This is a genomic window from Devosia sp. LC5 (assembly GCF_000735585.1).
GTDB lineage: Bacteria > Pseudomonadota > Alphaproteobacteria > Rhizobiales > Devosiaceae > Devosia.
The window spans coordinates 23,248-47,850 of sequence record NZ_JNNO01000016.1 but is presented as its reverse complement, the minus strand read 5'-3'; the positions used below and the strand labels follow the sequence as shown (position 1 = coordinate 47,850).

Genomic DNA, 24,603 nt, shown 5'->3' with positions numbered 1-24,603 from the left:
TATCGCCATGACGCTTCCCGACAGCATGACTGTGATCTCCATCGCCAGCCCCGGCGGACCCGAAGTCTTGACAGCGCGGCAACAGAATCTGCCCGATCTGGGCGCCAACGACGTGCTGATCCGCGTTGCAGCGGCCGGCGTCAACGGCCCCGACCTGGCGCAACGCCGTGGCCATTACGATCCGCCACAAGGCGCCTCGCCCCTGCCCGGGCTTGAAGTCGCCGGCGAAATCGCCGCCATGGGCGCGGCGGTGACCAGTTGGCAGGTGGGCGACCGGGTGATGGCGCTGACCAATGGTGGCGGCTATGCCGAATATGTGGCGGTTCCGGCCGGCCAGGTGCTGCCCGTACCCGACCACTGGCTTTTGACTGACGCGGCGGCCCTGCCCGAAACCTGGTTTACCATCACCCAGACCCTGGTGATGCGCGCCGGGCTTACCGCGGGCATGAGCGTGCTGGTGCATGGTGCAGCGGGCGGCATTGGCGGAGCGGCGATCCAGATCGCCACGATTTTGGGCGCGAAAGCCATTGCCGTGGTGTCGTCACCGCAAAAGGCGGATTATGCCCGCGAACTGGGGGCAGTGGCGACAATCGACTATAGCAGCGAGGACATCGCGGCCCGCGCGCTGGCGCTGACCGATGGCAAGGGTGTCGACCGCGTAGTCGATATTGTCGGCGGCGCCATGGCGCAAACCAATATCGCCGCCTCGGCGCGGGGCGGGCATATCGTGCAGGTCTCGACTCTGGACGGCAGCAAGGCGGAACTGTCGCTAGGCCTGCTGATGGCCAAGCAATTGACGCTGTCGGGATCGACCCTGCGACCGCAGTCTGCGGAATTCAAGGCAAGTGTCGCTGCGCGCATCCGCACGGATTTGTTGCCGGCACTGGCAGCGCCGGGGTTCCGCGGGCCGCACGTCACGCGTTTTGCACTGGCCGATGCGACGGCGGCTCATGCGGCCATGGAGACGCGACAACATATCGGCAAGATCGTGCTGGTGACCGCGTTTGGGGCGGCGCTGTGACGCGCAGCCCATCACTATAGTTACAATCTCATTGCAGATTGGCCGGGCAAGCCATATATTGAGCATCTGTTCCCCTCAGCAATGAAGCACGAGGCGGAGCGGTCCGGAGGAATACCGGCCGCGCCACGAGGAGTTATTATATGACCCAGCCCCTGTTGATGCCCAAGGCGACCGCCGTTTGGCTCGTCGACAACACTGCGCTGTCATTCGAGCAGATCGCGGCCTTTTGCACGCTGCATCCGCTGGAAGTCCAGGGCATTGCCGACGGTGACGTCGCAGGCGGGATCATGGGTGTGAACCCGATCCAGAACGGCCAGCTGACGCGCGAGGAAATCGAAAAGGCCGAGGCCGATCCCAATTATCGTCTCAAGCTCAGCGAACCCAAGGTGCGCGTCGCCGCCGCCAAGCGCAAAGGCCCGCGCTATACCCCGATTTCGCGCCGCAATGAGCGCCCCAATGCCATTAAATGGCTGGTTCGCAACCATCCCGAACTCAAGGACGCGCAGATCATGCGCCTCGTGGGCACGACCAAGTCGACCATCGAGTCGGTGCGCGAATCCACCCACTGGAACGCCGCCAACCTCACCGCCATGGACCCGGTGACGCTGGGCCTGTGCAGCCAGATCGATCTCGATCTCGAGGTCAAGCGCGCCTCCAAGGGCGGCCCGGGCGTCGACGAGGCCGATGAAGGCACCACGCTGATGACCGCCGAGGAAGCCATGGCCCGCTCCGGCAGCCGCAGCAATGCCCCTGCCGAAGACGGCGAATATGTCGAGGGCGACCACCGCCCGCACCACACCCCGGCGCAGGAAGAATTCGACGCGGATTCCGTCTTCGCCAAGCTCAAGTCGCTCAAGAGCGACACGGACAACTAGAGCTGGGCTCCTGCCCGCCATGATGAAGCCCCCGCGAAAGCGGGGGTTTTTGTTTTGGGGCGCCCATCCTTGAACAAAACCCTTCCCCGCCCACCGCATCCCCCCGGGGCTCGACCCGAGGGCCATTCTCAGCGCGGCACATCTGGCGAGTCGTCCTCGGGTCGAGCCCGAGGAAGCGTCGCGGTTCTCCTCAAGAGGTGTCCCGACACCGGCTCAAATTCACGTCACCAGCGACAATATCTCGACAGCGCCACTTCGCCGTCACATGATTGCCAGCGCTGCTTTGTGAAAGACCCGGTCGTTGGAAAACAACATCTTGCTGGCCATTTTCGTTCTGCTGGCTGCCAGTGTCGCGCTGGCGCCGCTGGCCAAGGCATTGGGGCTGGGTACGGTGTTGGGCTATCTCGCCGCCGGCATCCTGATCGGACCCTATGGGCTGGGTCTGGTTTCCGATAGCGAGCTGATCCGGCAGGTGGCCGAATTCGGCATCGTCATGATGCTGTTCCTGATCGGGCTCGATTTGCAGCCCTCCGAAGTCTGGCGCATGCGGCACAAGGTTCTGGGGCTGGGGGTCACCCAATTGACTGTGACCACGACCATCATTGCCGCAACTCTGACCATTGCTGGCTTTGACCTCAACACCGCCATCATCATCGGGCTGGCGCTCTCCATGTCATCCACCGCTATTGCCATTCAATCGGCCCAGCAGCGCGATATCACCCGCACCGATGCTGGGCGCGCCAGCCTTGCCGTACTGCTGGTGCAGGATGTGTCGGTCATTCCCATTCTCGCCGCTATTCCGCTTCTCGCCATTTCCGGCAGCGGCGGCTCGGTCGATGCCGAATTGAGCCATGCGGTCGAAGCCATTGCCGATCCTCTCGATTGGGTGACCCCGCTGATCCTGATCGGGGCCTTTCTCGGCGCCATCGTCGCCGGGCGTTACTTGGTACGGCCCCTGCTGGGCTATGTCGCACGGACCGGGGTGCGCGAGGCCTTTACCGCGCTGGGCCTTGCCATCGTGTCTGGCGCCGCGCTTCTGACCCAGCTTGAAGGACTGTCCCCCGCTCTGGGCGCCTTTATCGGCGGCGTGCTGCTGGCCGATAGCGAATATCGGCACGAACTCGAAAGCAATCTCGAACCGTTCAAGGGCCTGTTGCTGGGGCTGTTCTTCATCTCGGTGGGCATGTCGATCGCCTTTTCGGTGCTGTGGTCAGAGCCGCTGCGATTGCTGGCGCTGGTGGGCGGCTTTGTCGGCGTCAAGATCGCGGTGATGTTCGGGCTGGCCAGCCTGTTCCGCATGCATCTGGCCGACCGGCTGCTGCTGGCGATTCTGTTGAGCCAGGCGGGAGAGTTCGCCTTCGTTATCCTGCAATTTGCCCAGAGCGCGGGCGCGCTGAGCGCCCAGGATCATGGCCTGTTGGCAGTAGCCGTGGCCCTGTCCATGGCGACGACGCCGCTCCTGCTGCTGGCCTTCGACCGGCTGGTAGCGCCCCGGCTCGATGCCCGCAGTGCTCGCGACAGCGACGACATTACCGAGCATCGCAAGATCGTGGTGCTGGGCTATGGCCGCTTCGGGCAGATCGTGACCCGCATGCTGCGGGCGCAAGGGTTTGAGACCACGCTGATCGATGACGATCCGGCCCAGATCGAGTTGGTGCGTAAGTTCGGCGTCAAGGTGTTCTATGGCGATGGCTCGCGGCTCGATCTGCTGCACGCCGCTGGCGTCGGGCAAGCCGCGCTGGTCGTTGTCGCCGTGGGCGGAGCCGACCGGATTTCGGATATTGCCCGCAAGGTGCGGCGGCATTTCCCCGAAGTGATCATCGCCGCACGCGCTATCGATCGGGGCCACGCCCATGAATTGATGGCGCTGGGTGTGGAAGTTTTCGAACGCGAGACGTTCCTCTCGGCGATCAGCCTTGGCGCCAAGGTGCTGGTGCAATTGGGCGTGCCGCCCATCGATGCCCAGCATATGGCGCAGGCCTTCGAGCGGCACGACAACCAATTGCTCACCGATTCCTTTGCCGTGCGCGAAGACGAGGACGCCTATGTCGGCATGGTTCGCCAATCCATGAGCCTGCTCAACCAGACCATGGAAGGCGACGAACCGCCCGCCCCTCTCGACAAGAAGGATTCGCCAAGGGGCGAATAGCGCAATATCCATGAAGACCTCATGGTGAGCTTGTCGAACCACGAGGTCGAGCAAGTGGAGGCTTAGTTGCCACGACCTCGTCCTTCGACGGGCTCAGGATGAGGTCTACTGAACCATTCCGCCCGCCACCGCCCTCCTCCCACCTGCCGGAACGCCCAAACATGTTCGATCCCTATTTCGTCACGATCGCTGCGATCGCGGTGCTGATCGTTGGCCTATCCAAGGCCGGCCTCTTGGGCAGCCTGGGCATGGTCGGCGTGCCGCTGCTGAGCCTGGTCATGCCGGCCCGCGACGCCGCCGGCATGATGCTGCCGGTGCTGCTGGCCATGGATATCATCGCCGTCTGGACCTATCGCAAGGAAGTGGACTGGCGGATCATCCGCATCATGCTGCCCGGCGCGGCCATCGGCACAATTCTGGGCTGGGTGCTGTGGTCTTTCGTGTCCGACGATGCGGTACTGCTGTTTGTGGGCGTCGTAACGCTGCTGTTTATCCTCGATGCCATCCTGCCGCTGCGCAAGAAGCTCGAAGGGCTGCATCCGTCGAAACCCTGGGGCGTTTTCTGGGGCGGCTTTGCCGGCTTCACCAGCTTTATCAGCCATACCGGCGGACCCCCATTCCAGATTTATGTGCTGCCCCAGCGTCTGTCGCCGGCTATCTACGCGGGCACCACGGCCGTGTTCTTTGCCATCGTCAATACGGCAAAGCTGGTGCCCTACTTCTTCCTGGGCCAGCTCAACCTGCACAATCTAACGCTGTCGGCCTCGCTGATCCCGGTTGGCCTGATCGGCGTACTCGGCGGCGTCTGGCTGGTGCGCCGCATCTCGATGGTCTGGTTCTACCGCATCGCCTATTGGCTGGTCTTTATCCTGTCGCTCTACATCATCTGGAAGGGCGCGACAGGGCTGTTTGGCGGAGCCTGAAGCGTTTCCAACACAAATGGCAACGATTTTGCGGTTCGGAGACGAGCCCAAAAAAAGCACAATAAAAAAGGGCCGCAGCGCCGCGCTGTGACCCTCTCTGTTCCATTTGGGGAACAGCGTTCGCTTATTGCGAACCCGTCGTATATTTGTAGAGTTCGTCCTTCACTTCGAGCTTTTTGCGCTTGAGTGCGCTGATCGCCAGCTCGTCATACCGTGTGCTTTTGATCTCGGCCTGGATCTGGCGATCCAACTCCTGGTGGCGCCGTTCCAGCGCCGCAACATGGCCTTCAGTCGTCATAACAACTCCTTGAAGCTTGGTGGACGCGCTGATGGTCACAAATAATTCACGCTTTGTCGACCACCTTCCACCTGCCTTTGGAAATCTGGTGCAAAACCTATTGTGATCGGTTAACCAAGGGTGAGGGTTGAGGCGCTGGGGAAGCATTAAATTCGATGTTGCCATTAACCAGAGAGCAGGAAGCCAATCTTGGGCTCGAGCTGGCCACCAAACGCCAGGAACACTCCGATCTCAATGCGGCGATCGATACGCTGACCCAATCCCATGTGGCCGACAGAATGCTGCTGCAACGGCTGAAGAAGCGTAAGCTGGCGCTGAAGGACCGCATCGTCCAGCTTGAGAATATTTTGCTGCCCGACATCATCGCCTGAGGCTTCGCCGCGCTTGTTTTGTGGCGGCAATTGGGCTAATTCCCCGTTTTGCAACGACCGATAGGGATCAGGCCTTTGCTCACCAAGCCTTCCGTTGCCATCGTCATGGGCAGCCAGTCCGACTGGCCCACCATGCGGCTTGCCGCCGAAACGCTCGAAATCCTCGAAATCGAATATGAGGCGCGCATCGTCTCGGCCCATCGCACGCCCGAGCGCATGGTGGATTTTGCCACCAATGCCCGCGCCGAAGGGTTCAAGATCATCATTGCCGGCGCTGGCGGGTCGGCCCATCTGCCCGGCATGATCGCCGCCATGACGCCGCTGCCGGTATTTGGCGTGCCGGTCAAATCCAAGGCGCTGAACGGGCAGGACAGCCTGCTCTCCATCGTGCAGATGCCCGGCGGCATCCCCGTGGGCACGCTGGCCATTGGCGAACCCGGCGCCATCAATGCGGCGCTATTGGCCGCCGCCGTGCTGGCGCTGTCCGATGAAGACCTGGCCGACCGGCTCGATCATTATCGCGCCCAGCAAAGCGCGCGCGTGCCTCTTTTTCCCTCCGACACCGAGTAATTTCGTGGCCCACGACCTCTCAGCCCTCCCTCCCGGCAGCATGATCGGCATTCTGGGGGGCGGGCAGCTGGGCCGCATGCTCTCGCTGGCAGCCGCCAAATTGGGCATGCGCACCCATATCTATTGCCCGGATGCCAATAGCCCCGCCTTCGAGGTGACCCCGCACAAGACAGTGGCCGCCTATGACGACGAAGTCGCTCTGGCCGCCTTTGCCGACGCGGTCGATGTCATCACCTATGAATTCGAGAATGTGCCGGCCGCCACCGCCGAGTTCCTCGCCGCCCGCAAGCCGTTGCGGCCCGGCGCCAAGGCTTTGGCCATCTCGCAGGACCGGCTGGCGGAAAAGCGCTTTCTAGCCGGGAAGAATATTCCGGTAGCGCCGCACCGCGCCGTCGAGACGCTGGCCGAACTGGACGCCGCCATCGACGCACTGGGCCTGCCCGCCGTGCTCAAGACCACACGGCTGGGCTATGACGGCAAGGGGCAGCGCGTCATCCGCGAGCGGGAGGAGGCGGCAACGGCTTTTGCCGCGCTCGAACCCAAGCCGCTGGTACTCGAGGCCTTCGTGCCGTTCGAGAAGGAAATCTCGGTGGTCGTGGCGCGCAACCCCTCCGGCGAGGTCAAGAGTTTCGACGCGGCCGAAAATGTGCACCGCCACCATATTCTCTTCACCAGCACCGTGCCCGCTGACATTGTGCCGGGGCTGGAAAAGCACGCCGCCATGCTGGCCAAGGTGATCGTGGTGGCGCTCGATTATATGGGTGTACTCGGGGTCGAATTCTTCGTCGTGCCCGGCGAGCGCCCCACGCTGATGGTCAACGAAATCGCCCCGCGCGTACACAATTCGGGGCATTGGACCGAAGCCGTATGCCTCACCGACCAGTTCGAGCAACATATCCGCGCCATCCTCGGCTGGCCGCTGGGTGACCCGGCCCGCCTGGCCGACGTGGTGATGGAAAACCTCGTCGGCGACGAAGTGAACATCGTGCCCGGCGGGATCGATGGGAATACGCAGCCGCATTTGTACGGCAAAACCGAAATCCGGCCAGGACGGAAGATGGGGCATGTGAACAGGATTGTGCGGGGGTAGCGGGGCACCACGGCTTCGTAGTTGCGGAAGCACCGCACCCCTCACCCTGATTTTCTGCTGAACGCAGAAAATCTGTCCCTCTCCCACAAGGGGCGAAGGTTGGCTCCGAACCTGACCAAGCACCAAGCCTCCCTTCTCCCCTCGTGGGAGAAGGTGCCCGAAGGGCGGTGGAGGGGGCCTTCTGCCTTACCGCTCCAGCCACTTTCGCAGTGCCACCACCACCGCGGCCGGATTCTCCATCGTCGGCAAATGCGCACTATCCGGGAATACCACCAGCTCGGCCCCATCAATCCCGGCCGCCATCTCCTCGGCCATGGCGAGCGGCGTCAGCATGTCCGCCTCACCCACCCCCACCAGTGTCGGCACGGCAATCGCCCCCAGACTCGGCCGGGAATCGATCCGCCCGAGAATCGCGGTCTGCTGGCTTATATAGGCCTCCTGCCCAACGCGTTCAGACATGGCCTGCACCTCCTCGGCCAAGGGCGTATCCTGATGCTCTTGTGTCAGCAGCGACGCCAGCAAAGCCCGTGACACGCCGATGAACTTGCCCAGCTTGATGCTCTCGATCCCCGCCCGGCGCTTGGCGCGCCGCTCCTCGTCGTCGGGACGGGCGCTGGTGTCCAGCAGCGCCAGATGGGTAACGCGCTCGGGCGCCTGCCGCATGATCTCGAGCGCCACATAGCCGCCCATGGACAGGCCCGCCAAAGCAAAGCTGGCCGGGGCTTGCGCCAGGGTGCGGGCGGCCATGGCGGCGATGGAATCGTCCAGCGTCAGGTCAGCAATCGTCGGGGAAACCACCTCGCCGATTGCCCCCAGCGGATCGCGCCACAGCCGGCTATCGCATAACAGGCCCGGCAGCAGCACGAGATTGCGGGTCATTCTGATCTCCATTATTCTGGAATTGCTCTCAAAACTGCGCCGGCCGGGTGGCAGGAGCAAGTCCGGACACGGGTTTGCGCGGTTTTTCTGAGCGTGACAGTGGACAAGCCCCTGAGCTTGGGCTATAGACCCACCCACGGTGACTGGCTCTGCTGGTCGGCGGCGTGGTTGTTTTGGCCCCGCCGCTTCCATCCAAACACATTGTCCAAGTTTCGAAAGGGCGGTTGACCTTTGCAAGTAGTCGTTCGCGATAATAACGTTGATCAGGCGCTGCGCGCGCTGAAGAAAAAGCTGCAGCGCGAAGGCGTCTTCCGTGAAATGAAGCTGCGCAACTACTACGAGAAGCCCTCTGAGAAGAAGGCTCGCCAGAAGGCCGAGGCCGTGCGCCGCGCTCGCAAGCTGGCTCGCAAGCGCGCCCAGCGCGAAGGCGGCCTGCCCGCTCCGACCACGACGCGCCCCGGCGCTCCGGTCCGTCCGAGCGCAGCCAACGTTCGCAGCTAAGCGCTGCAACCAGAATTTGAAAACGCCGTCCTTCGGGGCGGCGTTTTTGTTTTGGGGTTTGGCCATGGAGCGTGGGGCGTGACGGCTCAAGTCTCCGGCGGGGCTTCGGCCACTGGCCTTGCCGAGATGCGGCGCCAGAGGGCGAGTAGGATGGCAAGGCCCCCCATGATCGGCAACAGTGTCACCAGGGCACTGCGGGCATCGGGGAACAGCACGCTGGCCAGGGTCGAGCCGATAAAGCCGCCACCGACCTGAAACACACCGGTCAGCGCGCCGGCGGCGCCGGCAATGGTACCGAAGCCGGCCATGGCGGCCGCCGTGGTGCTGGGGCCTATAAAGGCCAAAGCCAGCATCCACAAGCCCACCGGAATCATCACCGCAAACAGCGAATCGGGAAAAAGGCGCGGGCCGATAGCGAAACCAAGCCCGGCCAGCACCAGCAGCACCAGGCCAATCCGCACCATCTGCAGGCCCGAGGCGCGGCGCGCTATTTGCCCGGCCACCAGATTGCCGGTGATAAACGAGCCGGTCTGGATCAGCATGGTCATGGCGAACTGGAAGGTGCTCAGCCCCAGATCGTCGAGCAGCACGAAGGGCAGCAGTGCCGAAAAGCCGTAAAAGCCGCCAAAGGCAATGGCCAGCAGCAGCGCCGGCGCCATGAATTCGGCCGATCGTAACAACCGCCCGTAATTGGCGAGAATGCGACTGGGTTTGAGCGGAGCCTGCACCGCCACCGGCTGGGTTTCCCGCGCGCCCCAGGCCAGCATTGCAATGATGGCCATGCCGAACCCCGCCATGACCACAAACAGCAAATGCCAGCTGCCGGCCAGCAGCAGCACACTGCCCAGGGTCGGCGCGATAGCGGGGGCGACGGTGAGGATCAGATTGATCAGGGTCAGGATGCGGATCGATTCCGAGCCCACGAATTGATCGCGCACCATGGCGCGCGACAAGGCAACACCGGCCGATACGCCCACCCCTTGCAGCGCACGGCCAAGCAGCAGCATTTCGATATTCGGCGCCAACGCGGCGGCAAGGCTGCCCACCACATAGAGCGCGAAGAACGCCAGGGCGACGGGCTTGCGCCCAAAACGGTCCGAGAGCGGGCCGCAGATCAACTGCGCCAAAGCAAATGCGCCGAAATAAACCGAGAGAGTCTGCTTGCCCATGGCTTCACTCGTGCTCAGATCGGCCACCAGCGTGGGCAAAGCCGGCGCATAAAGCGTGATGCTGAGCGGCCCCGCCGCCACCATCAGCCCGCCAATGATCGCGGTGCGCCGCGCACTCATGGGCTGGCTGTTGGATGGCGATGTCATAACTAAATCCAGTCGGTTGAAGCGATATCACGTCGGAAGGCACGATCTGCCTCCCTTCCCCTTGAGGGGCTGCGCAGTACGATCAACGCCCCGCCGCCACCTCGGCCCGTTCGAAAAACGGCTCGGCATGGCTCCAGATGTTTAGCTTCCACAGATCATTATGATCGGCGCCCGGCTCGATCCACAGCTCGTCCTTGTTCTTGACCAGACCATAGACGCGCTCGCCATTGCCCACGCTGATGGTTTGGTCGGCCGTGCCATGGGCCACCAGCACGGGTTCGTCGACCTTGGTGATCCAGTCATTGACCGGATACTGGTCCTGCATCACCCAATAGACCGGCAGGATGGGATAGCGCTCGGCAGCAACGCTGGCCGCCGAATAGAACGGGGTTTCGAGCAGCAGCGCATCGGCCTGGCGTTCACTGGCGACATAGGTGGCGGGCCCGGTGCCGATCGAGCGGCCCCAGATGACGATAGGCGCGCCCTGCGCCTGCGCCCAATCAAACGCCGCCAATGCATCCTCAAGAATATTGTCTTGCGTGATCAGCCCCGGCGACAGCGGGAAGCCGCGATAGTCGAAGGACAAGAAGCCGTAGCCATCAGCCACGAAACGCTCGAAGCGCTCATGCTCGGACGAAAAACTGCCGGCATTGCCTTTGTAATAGATGATGACCGGTTTGTCCGCCTGCGGCGGCTGATACCAGCCATTGATTGTCCCATCACCGGAAGGGATGGCGACTTCCCTCGCCTGCGGCAGGCCCGCGGCGGCAAGCGCCACCACGTCTCCAGTCGGATCGTACTGCAGCGCGCGCTGGTTGACATACATATAGACCACCACCGCCGCATAGAGCACGACGACGACAATCAGCACGGCAAGGACGATGCGGCGCAACAGCTTCATTTGGGGAGTTCCTGGAGCAGCGGGACGGGCCACACCTTAGTGCGGATTTTTGGCCCGTCTAGGCGCAAATGCTCGCGTCCTCCGCCCTAAAGCTCCTCGATCGCCTGCGCTAGTGCCCGGTCGAACACTTCGGCCGGCTGGGCGCCGGAAAGGGCATATTTTTCCGCGAAGATGAAGAAGGGCACGCCGCGAATGCCCTGCTGTACCGCGTCGGTCGCCAGCTGCTCGGTAATCGCCAGCTCGTTCTCATCATTCATCGCGTCGAGCGCGTCGCCCCGGTCATAGCCGAAGGCCACCGCGATATCGGCCAGCACATTGTCGTCATTAATCTGGCGATGCTCGAGGAAATAAGCCTCCGCAATGGCGTTGGCCAGCTCGTGCTGAATGCCCAGGGGCTTGGCCAGCCGGGTGATGGTATGCGCCTTGGCGGTGTTGAACATGCGCGGCTGCCGGGACAGATCCAGCTCGATCCCGGCCTTTCTGGCCTCGTCCTCGACCCGCGCCCACATTTCGCGCGGGTCCTTGCCATATTTGGCGCGCAGCATCTCGCCCACATCGACACCTTCGGGCGGCACGCTCGGATCGAGATAGAACGGATGGTTCTCCACCACCACCTCGATATCGTCGGGCAAGGCGGCCAGCGCCGTATCGAGCCGCGCCGAGCCGACCAGGCACCAGGGGCATACGACATCGGTGAACACATCGATCTTGAGGATTTTGGACATTGGGCAACCCTTGCCATTCACATTGCCCAACCACATGGCGCGGAAAGCCGCGTCCTGCAAGAACGCACGTTGAGGTAACTTAGGTCAGTTCTGGCTATTGGTCGGCCCGAAAGGCGGCGACCAGCCGCTGAGAAAGCTCAGCCCCATCAGCGCCGAAAAGCCCATCCAGCCGAGGCCCGGCGCCATCAGCAGCGCTGCGCGGGGCGAGATTTTGGCGACGCGGGCCATGGCGGCAAGCGCCACGACCAACAGCAGCATGGCCACGACACTCAAAGCGAGGGAATCGAGCGGGGCGACGAGAAAGGGGAAAGCAATGGTGCCGGCCATTAGCCCGACCACCCACCAGCCGGCGCTGCGACCCGCCCGACCCTTGCCCGCCACCATCCAGCGCGCTACTCCGAACAGCGGCAAGGCGCCCAGGTGAAGGGCTGCTGCGGCCCAGAAGGGCACATCAAACGGGGCGAAGAATAAGGGACGTGTGCCGATGAGATGCGCCATGCCATTGGCAATTATGAATACCGCTAGCGGCAGGGATGCGCTGAGTACCAGCCCGAGAACATCATGCCGGTCCGCATCGAGCACCGAACCATAGGGAATCGCGATTGCCTTGGCCGCCATGATGGCACCTGTAGGTCGTTGTTACGCCCAACCAATGGCCTAAACGCCAATAGGGTTCCCTATACGTCAACACGCTCGCGTGATGGCTGGCTTTCCAGCCGTTGTGATTGTTGCTTTCACACCGGCCGCAGCATGCGACCGGCCTGGCTTGCAGCCTCGGCAGCCTGCAATTCGGTGAGCGTGGCGCCCTCCTCCAGCAGCGCCTTGAGCCGGTAGGGCGTGAGGCGGCGGGCCAGCTCGTCACCCAGCCGTTGATGCGTCACCTGCTCGGTCAATTCGCGGCTGGCCGTGCCCCTGGCATAGAAGGCGCTGGAAAACCCCAGCAGCCGTGCGCCCAGATCGGCATCGCCGCTGAGCGTAGCGACCAATGCGAGATGCTCGCTGGCGCGCACTATGGCGCCGGACCAGCCCAAGGCCCGCGCCTCGCGCAGGCTTTCGAACGCCGCCTGCGCGGCCTGTTCGACATTGCCGGCCGCTAGCAGGTAGGAGGCCAGATTGGCAAGACCGAGCGTGGCCTGGCGACGATTATGGTCCCGGCCTTCCAGCATCAGGCGGACGCCATCAATGGCGTCCTCCACCTTCCCGGCGCCGAAATCGAGCTCGGCCAGGGCGATCTGCGCGCTGGCCGTCCCCCGGGAATCCCCCACGCTGCGGCATACCGCCATGGAGCGGCCGATCAGCGGGCGCGCCGCGCTGAAATCACCACCGAGATAGGCAGCGACCCCCTTGGAGCGCAGGCAATTGGCCAGTGGCTTGGTGGGCCCAAGCGGCTCCAATGCGGCCAGCGCGTCATCCAGATAAGGCAGCGATTTGGCAATCGTCTGTGGGGTGAGTAGCGCCGCCCCGGCCCGCGCCAGCGCCTCGCCCAGATCGAGGGCCCGCCCGCTGGCGCGAAACAGTTGCACGGCCTGGTCGGCATAAGAAAAGGCGGATTGATCGCCGTGGGCGCTATTGGACGTGCGCGCCAGGCAAAGCCGCCCCACTATGGCCGGCGGGGTATCGGGGTGACGATGGGCCATTGCCGTTTCCGTCCAGCGCCCACGCTCGCGGAACAGCGACAGCTCATCCCAGAGCCGCATACTATGCCCGGCCAGTTCCACACCCAATACGGCATCGCCATCGCTGCCAAAGGCCCATTCCAGCGACGCGCGCAGATTGTCGAGTTCGGGTTCGTACCGCGCCAGCCAGGTGACGGTCGGCGTGGCCGGCCAACTCTCGCCCGCATCGGCAAAGCGGTGGATGAGATATTCGGCCAATTGGCGCTGCCGCCCCGGCTCGCCCTTTTCGCGCTGCTTGTCCATGGCATAGCGGCGTGTGGTTTCGAGCAGCCGGTAGCGCGGCTCGGCCTCGGACAGGTCCGCCGTCAGCAGCGACTTTTCCACCAGCGAGGAGAGCAGGTCGAACATGTCATGCTCGCCAACCGGCGCCCCCCCGATCACCCTTGCGGCCGAGGTCAGCGTACAACCACCGGCAAAGACCGAGAGCCGGCGCAGCAAGCTCTGCTCGACCGGCGGGAGCAGATCGTAGCTCCAGTCGAGCATAGTCTGCAGCGTGCGGTGATGGGGCGGGGTCGCCTGGGCGGCACCGCGCAGGGTCAGGAAGGATTCGCTGAGATTGGCGGCCAGCCAATCGGGCCGCATCATCTTGAGCCGCCCCACGGCCAGCTCGATGGCCAGCGGAATGCCATCGACCTGCCGGCAGATGCTGACGACGGCGGGCGCCGTGGCGGCATCGAGCACGAATCCATCAATGGTGGCGGCCGCCCGCTCGACGAACAATCGCACCGCACTGTAATCGATGGCAGCGTCGGGCGTGATCACCTCGGTATCGGCCGGAAAAGCCAGCCGGGGCACGCGATAAAGGCTTTCCCCGCCCACCGACAGGCTTTCGCGGCTAGTAGCCAGGATAGCGATGGAGGGGCAATTGCGCAGCAGGGCCTCGGCCAGCCGCGCCGAATTGGCCACCAGATGCTCGCAATTGTCAAAGATCAGCAGCGCTTCCTTTTGCGCCAGATAGGCGATGGCGCTTTCCACCGCCGGCCGGTCGCCCGCCACAGGCACGCCCAGCGCGCCGCACAGCGCCTCCTCCACCAGTTGCGGGTCGGCAATGGAGGCAAATTCCACCAGCCAGATGCCGTCGGCATAGGCGCCTACCAGGCGAAACCCAGTATCGATGGCCAGCCGCGTCTTGCCGGCGCCACCCGGCCCGGTCAGCGTCACCAGCCGGTAACGGCGTAGCCGGTCGAGCACCTCGCCCACCGCCATGTCGCGACCCACAAGGGTATTCATTTGCCGGGGCAGGTTATGCGCCCGATGGGGGCGGAACTGTTCGTGCAGGAATGGCGCCGGACCACCTAGTTCCGCCACAGGCTCCGCCGCCATCCGCAACAGCGCCTTGGTTTCCGCCGATGGCTCGACCGACAATTCCCGCGCCAGGATCGCGCGGCAGCGCTGATATTGCCGCACGGCCATGGCGCGCTTGCCCCCGGCCAACAGCGCGCGGATCAAGGCTCGGTGGCCTTCCTCGGCCAGGGGGTCGATCTCGATGAGCCTGGTGGCGACCGGTTCGGCCTCGGCATGGCGCCCCGCCTGTGCATAGGCGCCGAGCAGCCATTCGAAGCGCTTGGTGGCAATCGCCCGCAACTCGGCGCGCCGGGCCTGCAACCATTCCTGGGCCAGCGGGTCGTGAATGCTGATACCCTCAAGGAACTCGCCACCATATTGGGCGACGGCCCGCTCCAGCTCCTCGATCGGGCTATCGGGCGTGCATCGGACCAAAAGGCCCACATCGGACTGCACGGCACCTGGGGTAAAAGCCACCGACTCGCGATCAATGCCCAGAATCGCTTCTGCCAGCTCGGCCAGTTCCGCCCGGGTCACTGCCAGGGTTTGGCGCAGGCTCTGATGCGCCTGGGCCTCGCTGCGCTCGCTCCACAGCAGGGCGCCGATCTCCTCGCGGCTGCCGCTCTGTCCACGCCGCAGCGCCAGCCAGGCCAGCAAAATCCGCGCCCGCTTGAGCTTGAACGTCAGGCGCCGGCCATCACCGGTCCGCGCCTCGAACGCCCCCAGCAGCCGGAGATAAAGATGCGGCGCGTCCATAAGCCGTTGCAAATTCCTGCTACCAATTTGCACCAGGCTAGCAGAACCAAGAAAAAATCACGAGTAAATCACGCATCGACTTGCCCGAGATCACGACGCCATGACGTTACCGCCCTATTTCATGCATTGAAGGGCGCGAAATACAGTGCTGTCCGAAGAAAAGTGGCTTCCAGTGTTGCCCTGGTTGTCCACCCATCGAGGGAGCGGCGCCTTTCCGCCGCACATGGGTGCTGCTTCCTCGACCTTTAGTTGACCGCCGCTAAGCCCCCGCTTGACCAGCGGGGGCGCTTTTTTGCGGCCGAATCATCGATATGGTAAAACTTTCGTAAATATGTAACGATCCCCTCGGTCATCTCGGGGGAATGTCGATGGCGGAACTGAACGTCCAACTGGCGCGCGCAGTCAAGACTAGCGCGGTCTATGATCTTGTTACCTGCCTGCCGCTCGCTTTGCCGGGCATAGCCGGGGTCTATCTGGCCATTCTCGATACGCTTAATGGTGCTGTCGGGCTGGGGGGCCATGTTGGCGACCTTTCGCCGCTGGCCATGATGTTCATCAATTTCCTGGGCTCGCTGATCTCGATCTGGGCCGTACTGCGGCTGATCAATCCCAGTTGGGCCAATGGGCTAACCGATGTGGTGGTCCGCACCTTCTTCTCGATCGCCATGCTCAACGCCATTTTCAACGGCGTGCCGGGGCTGATCGGCGTGCTCTGGGTGTGCGAACTGGCCCTGCTGCTGGTCCAAGCCTATCTGGTGCATCGCGTCTGGCGCTCCGAACACGCCGCCGTGCTGCGCCCGGCTGCCGCCCCCAGTTTCCAGACCCACGCACCGGCAGAATAATTTAGCACTCGCGCGCATAAAGAACCCATAGAGGCCCGTCGCTCCCCACTTGGAGCGGCGGGTTTTTTGCAAGCGGCCCGCTTGGTGAGCGCAACAGAACATCTTAAAAGCTGAAGTAACCTTGAGCTTCAGGAGACGACAGCATGGCCCTTGGCATGAGCGTCGGCGAAATTGCTGCGCGCAGTGGTGTGGCCGTATCCGCGCTGCATTTTTACGAGAACAAGGGGCTGATCCATGCCCATCGCACGCCGGGCAATCAGCGCCGCTATGATCGCGATGTCCTACGGCGGCTCGGCATTATCCGGGTCGGCCAGGAATTGGGCATTCCGCTCGCCGAAATCGCCACCGCCCTTGCCGGCCTGCCGCGCGACCATACCCCCAGTCGCGCCGATTGGTCGGTGATTGCCGGCGCCTGGGGGAAGGCTCTTGACCGGCGGATCGAAAGGCTGCAGAGCCTGCGCGAAGGGCTCGATAGCTGCATCGGCTGCGGCTGCCTGTCACTGGACCATTGCCCGCTGCGCAACCCGCATGACCGGCTGGGCGCAGAGGGCAGCGGCCCGCGCCTGCTGGACCCCGATGACGGAGATTCCCCATGAGTGATTTCGCCGAACGGCTCGAGGCGCTGGAAACCCGCATCGCCTTTCAGGACCAGACCATTGAGGAACTCAACGCCACCATAACGGCGCAATGGCGGGTAATCGATGGGCTGACGCGCAAGCTGACGACGCTCGAAGAGCAGGTGCGTTCGGGCAGCCAGATTGCCGATCCCAGCACGGAAGTGCCGCCGCCGCACTATTGAGCCATTGCAAGGAGAGCCGATAGATGACGTTTGCCGATGACGAGTTGATCGCCTTTGCCGAACACGGCGCAGCGCCCTTGCCCACGGCCTCGGCACAAGGGCATTTGCCGCATGACGGCGCCCGCATCTGGTACGCGACCTATGGCAGCGGCACCCCCGTGGTGTTGTTGCATGGCGGCCTCGGACATTCGGGCAATTGGGGCTATCAGCTGCCTGCGCTGACCGAAGCCGGCTACCAGCCCATCCTCATCGATAGCCGTGGTCATGGCCGCAGCACCCGCGACGACCGGCCCTATACCTATCAATTGATGGCGTCCGACGTACTTGGTGTACTCGATCATCTGGGCATTGCCCGCGCCGCCGTGATCGGCTGGAGCGACGGGGCCTGCATCGGCATGGTGCTGGCCCACCAGGCGCCCGAACGCGTTACCGGCGTGTTCTTTTTCGGCTGCAACATGGACCCCAGCGGCACCAATGTGGAAATCGCCGCCAGCCCCCTGCTCGACCGCTGCTTTGGCCGCCACTCCAAGGACTATGCCGCCCTCTCGGCCACACCCGACCAATTCAAGGACTTTGTCAGCGCCGTCGGCCGCATGATGGCCAGCGAGCCCAATTACACCCCGGCCGATCTCGCTGAGATCGCCGTTCCGGTCGCCATCGTGCAAAGCGAGCATGACGAGTTCATCAAACCCGAACACGCCCGTTATCTCGCGGACACCATTCCGAGCGCAAAGCTGGTGGAGCTAAAAGGCGTCAGCCACTTCGCGCCGCTACAGCGGCCGGACCTGTTCAACGGCGCGGTGCTGGAGTTTCTGAGCGGGCTTTAGCGCCAATTGAGGCGCTACTCCTTGATCATTAAAGACAGAAAGCGCTGTGCACCTATGTGAGCATAGGTCGCGACCAGAAGCAGCACAACAACGAGCGGCGAAAAGCCGCCGCCCGACCGAAGGGGTTCCACAACAGCGGCGGCCGCGCACCCTAGTGCGATGACATTCACCGTTGCCGCGAGAAGCTTGATCTTCTCGTTTAGGCGTTTCGCATGTGACTCGGCCCTCTCTGCAAGAACCGCAATCCCTCGATGCACCGCACGAAACGCGATACCGGAACTTGCGCCGACAAGTCCCCACAACCCAGCAACCGGCGAGCCCCCTAGAAGGCTTTCAGCGGAGATACTGCCCTGGAGCCAAAAGGCCATGCTGATGAGCACTGGAACAACATAAAGCCAACGCATCAACCGATCGAATTCAGTGAGAACGTCGCGGGGTTGCGACATCCCCCCTCAGTGCCCCAGCGCCTTGACGATGTCCTCGGTCACCTTCTTGGCGTCGCCGAACAGCATCATGGTGTTATCGCGGAAGAACAATTCGTTCTGCACCCCGGCATAACCGGCCGCCATGCCGCGCTTGATGAACAGCACGGTGCCGGCATCTTCGACATTGAGCACGGGCATGCCGTAGATCGGCGACGTCTTGTCGGTCTTGGCGGCTGGATTGGTCACGTCATTGGCGCCGATGACGAAGGCGACGTCGGACTGGGCGAATTCGGAATTGATATCTTCCAGCTCGAACACTTCGTCATAGGGCACATTGGCTTCGGCCAGCAGCACATTCATGTGCCCCGGCATGCGGCCGGCCACCGGATGGATGGCATATTTGACGGTGACGCCTTCCTTCTTGAGCATATCGGCCATTTCGCGCAGCGCGTGCTGGGCCTGGGCTACGGCCATGCCGTAGCCGGGCACGATGATGACCTTGCCGGCGTTTTTCATGAGGAACGCTGCATCTTCGGCAGCGCCCTGCTTGACCGGGCGGTCATCCTCGGCGGCAGAAGCCGCGGCGCTGCTATCGGCGCCAAATCCGCCCAGGATCACCGAAATGAAGCTGCGGTTCATCGCCTTGCACATGATGTAGCTTAGGATCGCGCCGGACGAGCCCACCAATGCGCCGGTGATGATCAGCGCGGTATTGCCCAGCGTGAAGCCGATGCCGGCAGCGGCCCAGCCCGAATAGGAATTGAGCATCGAGACCACGACGGGCATGTCGGCGCCGCCAATCGGGATGATCATCAACCCGCCCAGCACCAGCGCCAGGATGGTGGTGAGCCAGAACAGCCAGGGATTGCCGGTGACGACAAAGGCCCAGACCAACCCGATCAGCACGAGGCCCAGCGCGATGTGGATGGCATGGCGGGCCGGCAGCAGGATGGGCTTGCCGCTCATATTGCCGTTGAGCTTGGCAAAGGCGATGACCGAGCCGGTAAAGGTGAAGGCGCCGATGGCGACACCCAGGCTCATTTCGATCAAAGCCTGGGGATGGATGGCGCCCACTTCGCCAATGCCAAAAGCCTCGGGCGCATAAAGCGCGGCGGCAGCCACGAAGACCGCGGCCAGGCCCACCAGTGAGTGGAAGGCCGCAACCAATTGCGGCATGTCGGTCATTTTGACGGTGCGGGCCATATAGGCGCCAATGCCGCCACCAATGCCCAGCCCGCCAATGATCAGCAGCCAGCTCAGCCAATCGGACGGCGCGGCGACGGCCAGCGTGGTGACAATGGCAATACCCATGCCCACCATGCCCAGCATATTGCCCTGGCGGGACGAACGCGGACTGGAAAGCCCCCTCAGAGCCAGGATGAACAGCACCCCGGCAACGAGATAGAGCAGGGCTGCGATATCTGCAGAGATCATCGGCTCAACCCTTTTTCTTGTACATGGCCAGCATGCGCTGGGTGACGAGGAACCCGCCAAAAATGTTCACGCTGGCAAAGACCAGGGCGATGAAGCCGAACAGCTTGGACACCCAGCTGGCATCCGTCGCCAGATGCACGCCCACCGCCAGCAAGGCACCCACCACGATCACCGAGGAAATCGCATTGGTAACGCTCATCAGCGGAGTGTGGAGAGCCGGCGTAACCGACCAGACCACGAAATAACCCACAAAGATCGCCAGCACGAAAATGGCCAGGCGGAAGGTGAATGGATCAATCGCCCCGCCCAGCGCGCCATGCGCCACGGCCGCAATCACATCGGCGCTTTGTCCTGCCGTCGTTTCCATTTACTTGGCCCCCTTAGGAGTGGTCGGCGTCTTGGCCGCCGCAGGTTTTCTCGCCGCAGGCTTTTTGGCAGCAGCCGGCTTGCGCGCCTCGGCGGCCGCTTCGATCACCGCGCTGGCTTTCTTGACGGCGGCACGCTTGCGGGCCGGAACCGGCGCCTCGGCGGCCGCCGGGGTCGATTGTGTCACCTCCGGCGCAGCCTTTTTGGGCGTATCGCCCATAGCCGCGCTTTCGGTCTTCTTGGCCGCAGGCTTCTTGGCCGGCACGGGCTTTGCAGCGCCGGTCTTGGCCGGAGCAGGCTTGGCTTCGACCTTGGCTGCCGGTGCCTTGGGTGCGGCTTTAGGCACAGCAACCGGCCTTGCCTCGGCCACCGGAGCAACGGTGGCAAAGCTCGGATGCACCACCGCGCCATCGCGGGTCAGCACCGTCGCCTTGACCAATTCGTCATCCCAATCGATCGCCAACGCCTTTTCCTTGGCGTCGATCAGCGTGGTGACAAAGGCCAAAAGATTGCGCGCATAAAGCTGGCTGGCCGTGGTCGGAATGCGGCCCTGTACATTGGTATGGCCAATGATGGTCACGCCATTATGCTCGATGACCTTGCCGGGCACGGTCAATTCGACATTGCCGCCACGCTCGGCGGCAAGGTCCACAATCACCGAACCGGGCGCCATGGATTCAACCATGGCCTTGGTGATCAGCCGCGGCGCCGGGCGCCCCGGGATCAGTGCGGTGGTGATGACGATATCCTGCTTGGCAATGTGGCTGGCGGTCAGCTCGGCCTGCTTGACCTGATATTCAGCCGACATCTGCTTGGCATAGCCGCCCGCAGTTTCGGCCTGCTTGAATTCCTCATCCTCGACGGCGACGAACTTGCCGCCCAGGCTTTCCACCTGTTCCTTGGCCGCCGGGCGCACGTCGGTAGCCGAAACCACCGCGCCCAGCCGCTTGGCTGTGGCGATGGCCTGCAGGCCCGCGACACCCGCCCCCATCACGAAGGCCTTGGCCGGTCGCACCGTGCCGGCAGCGGTCATCATCATGGGCAGCGCGCGATCGAACTGCGCCGCGGCTTCGATGACGCCCTGATACCCGGCAAGATTGGCTTGGGAGGACAGGATATCCATCACCTGCGCGCGGGTAATGCGGGGCATGAATTCCATGGCGATGGCGGTAACGCCTGCCTTGGCCAGAGCCGCCACATCCTTATCATTGCCATAGGGATCGAGCGCACCGATGACGAGCGCCCCCTTGGCCACGCCGGCCAGCGCCGGAGCAGCAGGCCGCCGCACGGTGAGAACAATTTCAGCGCCCTTGAGGGCCGCATCGGCACCCGCTGCTATCGTGGCCCCTGCCGCGACATAATCGGCATCGAGAATGCGCGAGCCCAGGCCCGCACCCTTCTCCACCGTCACGCTGGCGCCCAGGCCCACGAGCTTGCCGACGGTTTCCGGCGTGGCCGCGACGCGGTTCTCGCCTTCAAAACGTTCACGGACGATGGCGATCTTCATGCACTACCTCCTGCGGCGGCAATGCACCTAGCGTGCACTGCGGCATGCCGACGACATGCGCTGCCGGGCCATGGCCCGGCGCGCTGCTGACCCAATGCGGCGCCTGCCGCATGGCCTGCTATTTCTTGGATATCTCGCTCAGCACGCCCACCACCGGCGGCACGACGAAAGAGGCAAGCACCAGCACCAGGCCCAGCACCGGCTGGCCGGCGATCACGGCGAAGTAGAGTCCCACCATCAGGATCGCGACGCCCATAAGGGTATACTTGGTCACCGTCACAAAGCCGCTATAGGTGGCCTCATGCTGGGCGTAGTCCATCGGGGATTCTTCGCGCAGGGGCGGAAGCGGTTCGTGCTTGCTGGCTGCCATAGTCGTCCTCAATAATTCAGTCGTCTCAAAGTCTTTGCGCCCGAGTGGCGCCTTATGGGCTGGTCGCTTCCAGCTCGTCGATCAATCCTTCGATCATCGACAGGCCGAGTGACCAGAATTCCGGGTCCTTCGCGTCGAGGCCGAAGGGGGCCAGCAACTCGGAATGGTGCTTGCTCCCGCCGGCCTTGAGCAGTTCGAAATACCGCTCCGCAAAGCCCTCGCTGGCCTTCTCATACTGCGCGTAAAGCGAGTTCACAAGGCAGTCCCCGAACGCATAGGCGTAGACATAGAATGGGGAATGGATGAAGTGGGGAATATAGGCCCAGAAGATGTCATAGCCTTCATTGGCAATGATGGCATCGCCGAGGGATTCCGCTTGCACGTCGAGCCAGATCCGGTTGATCTCCTCGGTGCGCAATTCCCCCTGCCGGCGAGCCGTGTGGACGCGCCGCTCAAAGGTGTAAAACGCGATCTGCCGCACCACCGTATTGAGCATGTCCTCGACCTTTGAGGACAGCAGTGCAAAGCGCTGCTGGGGATCTGTCGTCTTGTCGAGCAGCGAGCGGAAGGTCAGCATTTCGCCAAACACCGAAGCGGTTTCGGCCAGGGTGAGCGGGGTATTGGCCAGGATCGGCCCCTGCGCCGCCGCCAGTCGCTGATGCACGCCATGGCCCAGCTCATGCGCCAGCGTCATGATGTCCCGCGAGCGGCCCATATAATTGAGCATCAAATAGGGATGGGCGCTGGGCACCGTGGGATGGGCAAAGGCACCCGAGAGCTTGCCCTCGGCCACCGGCGCATCGATCCAGCCGGAATTGAAAAATGGCCTCGCGACTTCGGCCAGCTCCGGCGAGAATTTGCCATAGGCCTCGAGCACGGTCGAGACGGCGCTGTCCCAATCCCAGGTGCGTTCGTCGCTGGTCGGCAGCGGCGCATTGCGGTCCCAGGCATTGAGCTTGTCCTTGCCGAACCACTTGGCTTTCATCTTGTAGTAGCGGTGGCTGAGCCTGGGATAGGCCTCGGTCACCGCCTTTTGCAGCGCATCGACCACTTCGCGTTCCACCGAATTGGCCATGTGGCGGCTATCGGCAATGTCCTCATAGCCGCGCCAGCGATCGGAGATTTCCTTGTCCTTGGCCAGCACGTTGGTGATGTGCGTGAAGAGCCTGGAATTGTCCTTGAGCGTCTTGCCCAGCGCCTTGAACGCGGCCTCGCGCTTCTTGTCGTCCTTTTCCGAGAGCAGATGCAGGGTGGATTCCATATTGAGGATTTCGCCATCCACCTCGAATTGCAGGCTGGACAGCGTCTCGTCGAACAGCCGGTTCCAGGCCGAATAGGCGGTAACCGATTTGTCGTGGAACAGCTCTTCGAGCTTGTCATCGAGCTGGTAGGGCTTGGCCTTGCGCAATTCGGCAAACCAGGTGCGGTAGCGCGCCAGCTCCGGGTCGCCGGCAAAGGCGGCTTCGAGATCGGCGTCCTCGATGCGGTTCAGTTCGAGTTCGAAGAACAGCACTTTGGTGGAGAGATTGGTCAGCTCCTCATTGGTATCGCCCATGAACTTGGCGCGATCCGGATCGGTCGATTTCTGCGCATATTGCAGGAAGGAGAACGAGCCGATACGGCCACTGATATCGCCCAGCTGCTCGCTGGCCTTGATCGCCTCGACCAACTTGCCCGCCTTGGTCAGCTCGACCAATTTGCCCTTATAATTGGTCTCAAATTGCGTCGCGAGCGCCTTGGCCTCGTCCAGTGCGGCGGCAAATTCCTTGCTGTCCTTGCCAGGATACAGATCGCTCAGGTCCCATACCGGCAAGGCGCCGAACTGATTGTGGCCCTTTTGGCTGCTTGCTTCGGTCATGGCGTGCTCTCTCCGGCTGGTCCAATTGCGCGCGGACCTTAGCCAGCGAGGGCGGCGATTGGAAGGGCACCGCCGTCAAATCCGGGCGAGAACGACGATGTCATTGCCTGCTGCATCGAGCAGGATCAGCTTGCCGCGAGCATTGTCGAGCCGGTAGCTCGCCACCCGCCCCAGCGCGTCGAGGAACTTGGCCTCCTGATCCATCACGGCCGGCGCACAGGCCATTTCGGTCGAGAACAGATCGCCAAAACTGAGCGCCGAACCATCAATGCTGGCCTTGCCCCCGAAACGGTTGCAGCCCGCCATGCCGCCCACCTGCCCATCAGGTGCGAATTCCAGCACCGTCTGCAAATTATCGATCACCCCACCGCCATTAATGTCCTCGGCCAGCCAGCGCCCTTCCGGCCACCCATCACTGGAAGCGGAAATGGCCTCGGCAACGCGCTCGACCAGGATTTCAGTGGCGTCGGTGCCAGAACCGAAGACGCTATTATGCGTGGTCGAGATAAAGAGCAGCTTGTCGCCCTCGGCGATGCGGGCGGACACCGTATAGCGGTGGCCGGGCACGATCGCATCGGGGTCATAGGGAATGACATAGGCATAGGGCGGCGACTTGCCAGTCGCTGTGGCTTCTCCCAGCAGCTTGGCGGGGGCGTCGGCCAGCGAAACGTCGAGCAACTGCACTGTTACCTTGGCCGTATCGGGCAACATGATGCGCTCGCGGAAGAACACCGTACCGCTGAGCACGGCGCCGTCGGCCATTGCGGGTGCTGCGGATAGGAGGACGATGATCGTTGCCAGCCTTGCGAAAATTCTGAGGACCATAATGCCTTCCCTTTG

The 24,603-nt window shown here is 63.1% G+C and carries 26 protein-coding genes; 12 read left to right on the top strand and 14 right to left on the bottom strand.

Annotated features, from left to right (window positions below; all coding sequences use genetic code 11):
- The first annotated feature begins 7 nt into the window (after positions 1-7).
- From FF80_RS10425 to FF80_RS10410, 4 genes are all read left to right on the top strand, one after another.
- Positions 8-1,021, top strand: a complete 1,014-nt coding sequence (locus tag FF80_RS10425; protein WP_035100042.1) for an NAD(P)H-quinone oxidoreductase — start codon at positions 8-10, stop codon at positions 1,019-1,021.
- Positions 1,022-1,161: 140 nt separating this feature from the next.
- Positions 1,162-1,896 (top strand): cell cycle transcriptional regulator TrcR, encoded by a 735-nt coding sequence (locus tag FF80_RS10420; RefSeq protein ID WP_035100039.1) that lies wholly within the window; start codon positions 1,162-1,164, stop codon positions 1,894-1,896.
- 301 nt (positions 1,897-2,197) lie between these two features.
- The gene (locus FF80_RS10415) at positions 2,198-4,045 is read left to right on the top strand and encodes a monovalent cation:proton antiporter-2 (CPA2) family protein (RefSeq protein ID WP_052153395.1); all 1,848 of its coding nucleotides are present in this window, start codon (positions 2,198-2,200) and stop codon (positions 4,043-4,045) included.
- Positions 4,046-4,206: 161 nt separating this feature from the next.
- Positions 4,207-4,968, top strand: coding sequence for a sulfite exporter TauE/SafE family protein (locus FF80_RS10410; protein ID WP_035100037.1), 762 nt, complete (start codon positions 4,207-4,209; stop codon positions 4,966-4,968).
- A gap of 124 nt (positions 4,969-5,092) precedes the next feature.
- On the opposite strand, the gene FF80_RS21380 is transcribed toward FF80_RS10410, so the two are convergent.
- Positions 5,093-5,266 (bottom strand): YdcH family protein, encoded by a 174-nt coding sequence (locus tag FF80_RS21380; RefSeq protein WP_081917375.1) that lies wholly within the window; start codon positions 5,264-5,266, stop codon positions 5,093-5,095.
- A 155-nt stretch (positions 5,267-5,421) separates the two neighbouring features.
- On the opposite strand from FF80_RS21380, the gene FF80_RS10405 reads away from it, so the two are divergent.
- The 3 genes from FF80_RS10405 to FF80_RS10395 all read left to right on the top strand — a co-directional run bounded on the left by FF80_RS10405 (position 5,422) and on the right by FF80_RS10395 (position 7,297).
- Positions 5,422-5,637: a DUF465 domain-containing protein gene (locus FF80_RS10405; protein ID WP_035100036.1), complete on the top strand. Its 216-nt coding sequence runs from the start codon at positions 5,422-5,424 to the stop codon at positions 5,635-5,637.
- Between the two features lie 75 nt (positions 5,638-5,712).
- Entirely contained in the window at positions 5,713-6,207 is a 495-nt protein-coding gene (purE, locus tag FF80_RS10400) for a 5-(carboxyamino)imidazole ribonucleotide mutase (RefSeq protein WP_200877189.1), read from the top strand.
- A 4-nt stretch (positions 6,208-6,211) separates the two neighbouring features.
- On the top strand, positions 6,212-7,297 hold the full coding sequence (locus tag FF80_RS10395) for a 5-(carboxyamino)imidazole ribonucleotide synthase (RefSeq protein WP_280113896.1): 1,086 nt from the start codon (positions 6,212-6,214) through the stop codon (positions 7,295-7,297).
- A gap of 186 nt (positions 7,298-7,483) precedes the next feature.
- On the opposite strand, the gene FF80_RS10390 is transcribed toward FF80_RS10395, so the two are convergent.
- Positions 7,484-8,176 (bottom strand): alpha/beta fold hydrolase, encoded by a 693-nt coding sequence (locus FF80_RS10390; protein WP_035100032.1) that lies wholly within the window; start codon positions 8,174-8,176, stop codon positions 7,484-7,486.
- Positions 8,177-8,407: 231 nt separating this feature from the next.
- Here FF80_RS10390 and rpsU point away from each other — a divergent pair, with 231 nt between their 5' ends.
- Positions 8,408-8,677, top strand: a complete 270-nt coding sequence (gene rpsU / locus FF80_RS10385; RefSeq protein ID WP_035100030.1) for a 30S ribosomal protein S21 — start codon at positions 8,408-8,410, stop codon at positions 8,675-8,677.
- A gap of 86 nt (positions 8,678-8,763) precedes the next feature.
- Here rpsU and FF80_RS10380 read toward each other — a convergent pair whose 3' ends face one another.
- The 5 genes from FF80_RS10380 to FF80_RS10360 all read right to left on the bottom strand — a co-directional run bounded on the left by FF80_RS10380 (position 8,764) and on the right by FF80_RS10360 (position 15,335).
- Positions 8,764-9,993: a multidrug effflux MFS transporter gene (locus FF80_RS10380; protein ID WP_035100029.1), complete on the bottom strand. Its 1,230-nt coding sequence runs from the start codon at positions 9,991-9,993 to the stop codon at positions 8,764-8,766.
- Positions 9,994-10,075: 82 nt separating this feature from the next.
- Positions 10,076-10,894, bottom strand: coding sequence for an alpha/beta hydrolase (locus tag FF80_RS10375; protein WP_052153394.1), 819 nt, complete (start codon positions 10,892-10,894; stop codon positions 10,076-10,078).
- Positions 10,895-10,980: 86 nt separating this feature from the next.
- Positions 10,981-11,619, bottom strand: coding sequence for a DsbA family oxidoreductase (locus FF80_RS10370; protein ID WP_035100028.1), 639 nt, complete (start codon positions 11,617-11,619; stop codon positions 10,981-10,983).
- Between the two features lie 84 nt (positions 11,620-11,703).
- Positions 11,704-12,237 (bottom strand): tryptophan-rich sensory protein, encoded by a 534-nt coding sequence (locus tag FF80_RS10365; RefSeq protein ID WP_035100027.1) that lies wholly within the window; start codon positions 12,235-12,237, stop codon positions 11,704-11,706.
- A 116-nt stretch (positions 12,238-12,353) separates the two neighbouring features.
- Positions 12,354-15,335, bottom strand: a complete 2,982-nt coding sequence (locus FF80_RS10360) for a BTAD domain-containing putative transcriptional regulator (RefSeq protein ID WP_052153393.1) — start codon at positions 15,333-15,335, stop codon at positions 12,354-12,356.
- Between the two features lie 368 nt (positions 15,336-15,703).
- Here FF80_RS10360 and FF80_RS10355 point away from each other — a divergent pair, with 368 nt between their 5' ends.
- The 4 genes from FF80_RS10355 to FF80_RS10340 all read left to right on the top strand — a co-directional run bounded on the left by FF80_RS10355 (position 15,704) and on the right by FF80_RS10340 (position 17,803).
- Entirely contained in the window at positions 15,704-16,177 is a 474-nt protein-coding gene (locus FF80_RS10355; protein ID WP_035100026.1) for a hypothetical protein, read from the top strand.
- 143 nt (positions 16,178-16,320) lie between these two features.
- On the top strand, positions 16,321-16,773 hold the full coding sequence (gene soxR / locus FF80_RS10350; protein ID WP_035100024.1) for a redox-sensitive transcriptional activator SoxR: 453 nt from the start codon (positions 16,321-16,323) through the stop codon (positions 16,771-16,773).
- Positions 16,770-16,976 carry a SlyX family protein gene (locus FF80_RS10345; protein ID WP_035100022.1) on the top strand — a complete coding sequence of 69 codons (207 nt, stop codon included), beginning with the start codon at positions 16,770-16,772 and terminating at the stop codon, positions 16,974-16,976. The genes soxR and FF80_RS10345 overlap by 4 nt, the downstream gene beginning before the upstream one ends.
- 23 nt (positions 16,977-16,999) lie before the next feature.
- Positions 17,000-17,803, top strand: a complete 804-nt coding sequence (locus FF80_RS10340) for an alpha/beta hydrolase (protein WP_035100020.1) — start codon at positions 17,000-17,002, stop codon at positions 17,801-17,803.
- A 14-nt stretch (positions 17,804-17,817) separates the two neighbouring features.
- Here the strand turns inward: FF80_RS10340 and FF80_RS22210 are convergent, their stop codons facing one another.
- From FF80_RS22210 to FF80_RS10305, 7 genes are all read right to left on the bottom strand, one after another.
- On the bottom strand, positions 17,818-18,249 hold the full coding sequence (locus tag FF80_RS22210; RefSeq protein WP_035100018.1) for a hypothetical protein: 432 nt from the start codon (positions 18,247-18,249) through the stop codon (positions 17,818-17,820).
- 6 nt (positions 18,250-18,255) lie between these two features.
- Positions 18,256-19,659 (bottom strand): NAD(P)(+) transhydrogenase (Re/Si-specific) subunit beta, encoded by a 1,404-nt coding sequence (locus FF80_RS10330; protein WP_035100112.1) that lies wholly within the window; start codon positions 19,657-19,659, stop codon positions 18,256-18,258.
- Between the two features lie 7 nt (positions 19,660-19,666).
- The gene (locus tag FF80_RS10325) at positions 19,667-20,029 is read right to left on the bottom strand and encodes a proton-translocating transhydrogenase family protein (RefSeq protein ID WP_052153392.1); all 363 of its coding nucleotides are present in this window, start codon (positions 20,027-20,029) and stop codon (positions 19,667-19,669) included.
- Entirely contained in the window at positions 20,030-21,535 is a 1,506-nt protein-coding gene (locus FF80_RS10320) for a Re/Si-specific NAD(P)(+) transhydrogenase subunit alpha (RefSeq protein WP_035100015.1), read from the bottom strand.
- A gap of 118 nt (positions 21,536-21,653) precedes the next feature.
- Positions 21,654-21,905: an aa3-type cytochrome c oxidase subunit IV gene (locus FF80_RS10315; RefSeq protein ID WP_035100013.1), complete on the bottom strand. Its 252-nt coding sequence runs from the start codon at positions 21,903-21,905 to the stop codon at positions 21,654-21,656.
- A 52-nt stretch (positions 21,906-21,957) separates the two neighbouring features.
- On the bottom strand, positions 21,958-23,763 hold the full coding sequence (locus FF80_RS10310; protein ID WP_035100010.1) for a M3 family oligoendopeptidase: 1,806 nt from the start codon (positions 23,761-23,763) through the stop codon (positions 21,958-21,960).
- Positions 23,764-23,838: 75 nt separating this feature from the next.
- Complete coding sequence (locus FF80_RS10305; RefSeq protein ID WP_052153391.1) at positions 23,839-24,525, bottom strand: YbaY family lipoprotein; 687 nt, start codon at positions 24,523-24,525, stop codon at positions 23,839-23,841.
- Positions 24,526-24,603 lie beyond the last annotated feature (78 nt).

Bases quoted from the DNA above. Each gene is read 5' to 3' on its own strand.
- FF80_RS10370 (WP_035100028.1), bottom strand. From the start codon at position 11,619: ATGTCCAAAATCCTCAAGATCGATGTGTTCACCGATGTCGTATGCCCC.
- FF80_RS10420 (WP_035100039.1), top strand. From the start codon at position 1,162: ATGACCCAGCCCCTGTTGATGCCCAAGGCGACCGCCGTTTGGCTCGTC.
- FF80_RS22210 (WP_035100018.1), bottom strand. From the start codon at position 18,249: ATGTCGCAACCCCGCGACGTTCTCACTGAATTCGATCGGTTGATGCGT.
- FF80_RS10380 (WP_035100029.1), bottom strand. From the start codon at position 9,993: ATGACATCGCCATCCAACAGCCAGCCCATGAGTGCGCGGCGCACCGCG.
- FF80_RS21380 (WP_081917375.1), bottom strand. From the start codon at position 5,266: ATGACGACTGAAGGCCATGTTGCGGCGCTGGAACGGCGCCACCAGGAG.
- FF80_RS10365 (WP_035100027.1), bottom strand. From the start codon at position 12,237: ATGGCGGCCAAGGCAATCGCGATTCCCTATGGTTCGGTGCTCGATGCG.
- FF80_RS10375 (WP_052153394.1), bottom strand. From the start codon at position 10,894: ATGAAGCTGTTGCGCCGCATCGTCCTTGCCGTGCTGATTGTCGTCGTC.
- FF80_RS10360 (WP_052153393.1), bottom strand. From the start codon at position 15,335: ATGGACGCGCCGCATCTTTATCTCCGGCTGCTGGGGGCGTTCGAGGCG.
- FF80_RS10355 (WP_035100026.1), top strand. From the start codon at position 15,704: ATGGCGGAACTGAACGTCCAACTGGCGCGCGCAGTCAAGACTAGCGCG.
- FF80_RS10390 (WP_035100032.1), bottom strand. From the start codon at position 8,176: ATGACCCGCAATCTCGTGCTGCTGCCGGGCCTGTTATGCGATAGCCGG.
- FF80_RS10405 (WP_035100036.1), top strand. From the start codon at position 5,422: ATGTTGCCATTAACCAGAGAGCAGGAAGCCAATCTTGGGCTCGAGCTG.
- FF80_RS10340 (WP_035100020.1), top strand. From the start codon at position 17,000: ATGACGTTTGCCGATGACGAGTTGATCGCCTTTGCCGAACACGGCGCA.
- FF80_RS10315 (WP_035100013.1), bottom strand. From the start codon at position 21,905: ATGGCAGCCAGCAAGCACGAACCGCTTCCGCCCCTGCGCGAAGAATCC.
- FF80_RS10425 (WP_035100042.1), top strand. From the start codon at position 8: ATGACGCTTCCCGACAGCATGACTGTGATCTCCATCGCCAGCCCCGGC.
- FF80_RS10325 (WP_052153392.1), bottom strand. From the start codon at position 20,029: ATGGAAACGACGGCAGGACAAAGCGCCGATGTGATTGCGGCCGTGGCG.
- FF80_RS10320 (WP_035100015.1), bottom strand. From the start codon at position 21,535: ATGAAGATCGCCATCGTCCGTGAACGTTTTGAAGGCGAGAACCGCGTC.
- FF80_RS10345 (WP_035100022.1), top strand. From the start codon at position 16,770: ATGAGTGATTTCGCCGAACGGCTCGAGGCGCTGGAAACCCGCATCGCC.
- soxR (WP_035100024.1), top strand. From the start codon at position 16,321: ATGGCCCTTGGCATGAGCGTCGGCGAAATTGCTGCGCGCAGTGGTGTG.
- FF80_RS10410 (WP_035100037.1), top strand. From the start codon at position 4,207: ATGTTCGATCCCTATTTCGTCACGATCGCTGCGATCGCGGTGCTGATC.
- FF80_RS10305 (WP_052153391.1), bottom strand. From the start codon at position 24,525: ATGGCCGACGGCGCCGTGCTCAGCGGTACGGTGTTCTTCCGCGAGCGC.
- FF80_RS10310 (WP_035100010.1), bottom strand. From the start codon at position 23,763: ATGACCGAAGCAAGCAGCCAAAAGGGCCACAATCAGTTCGGCGCCTTG.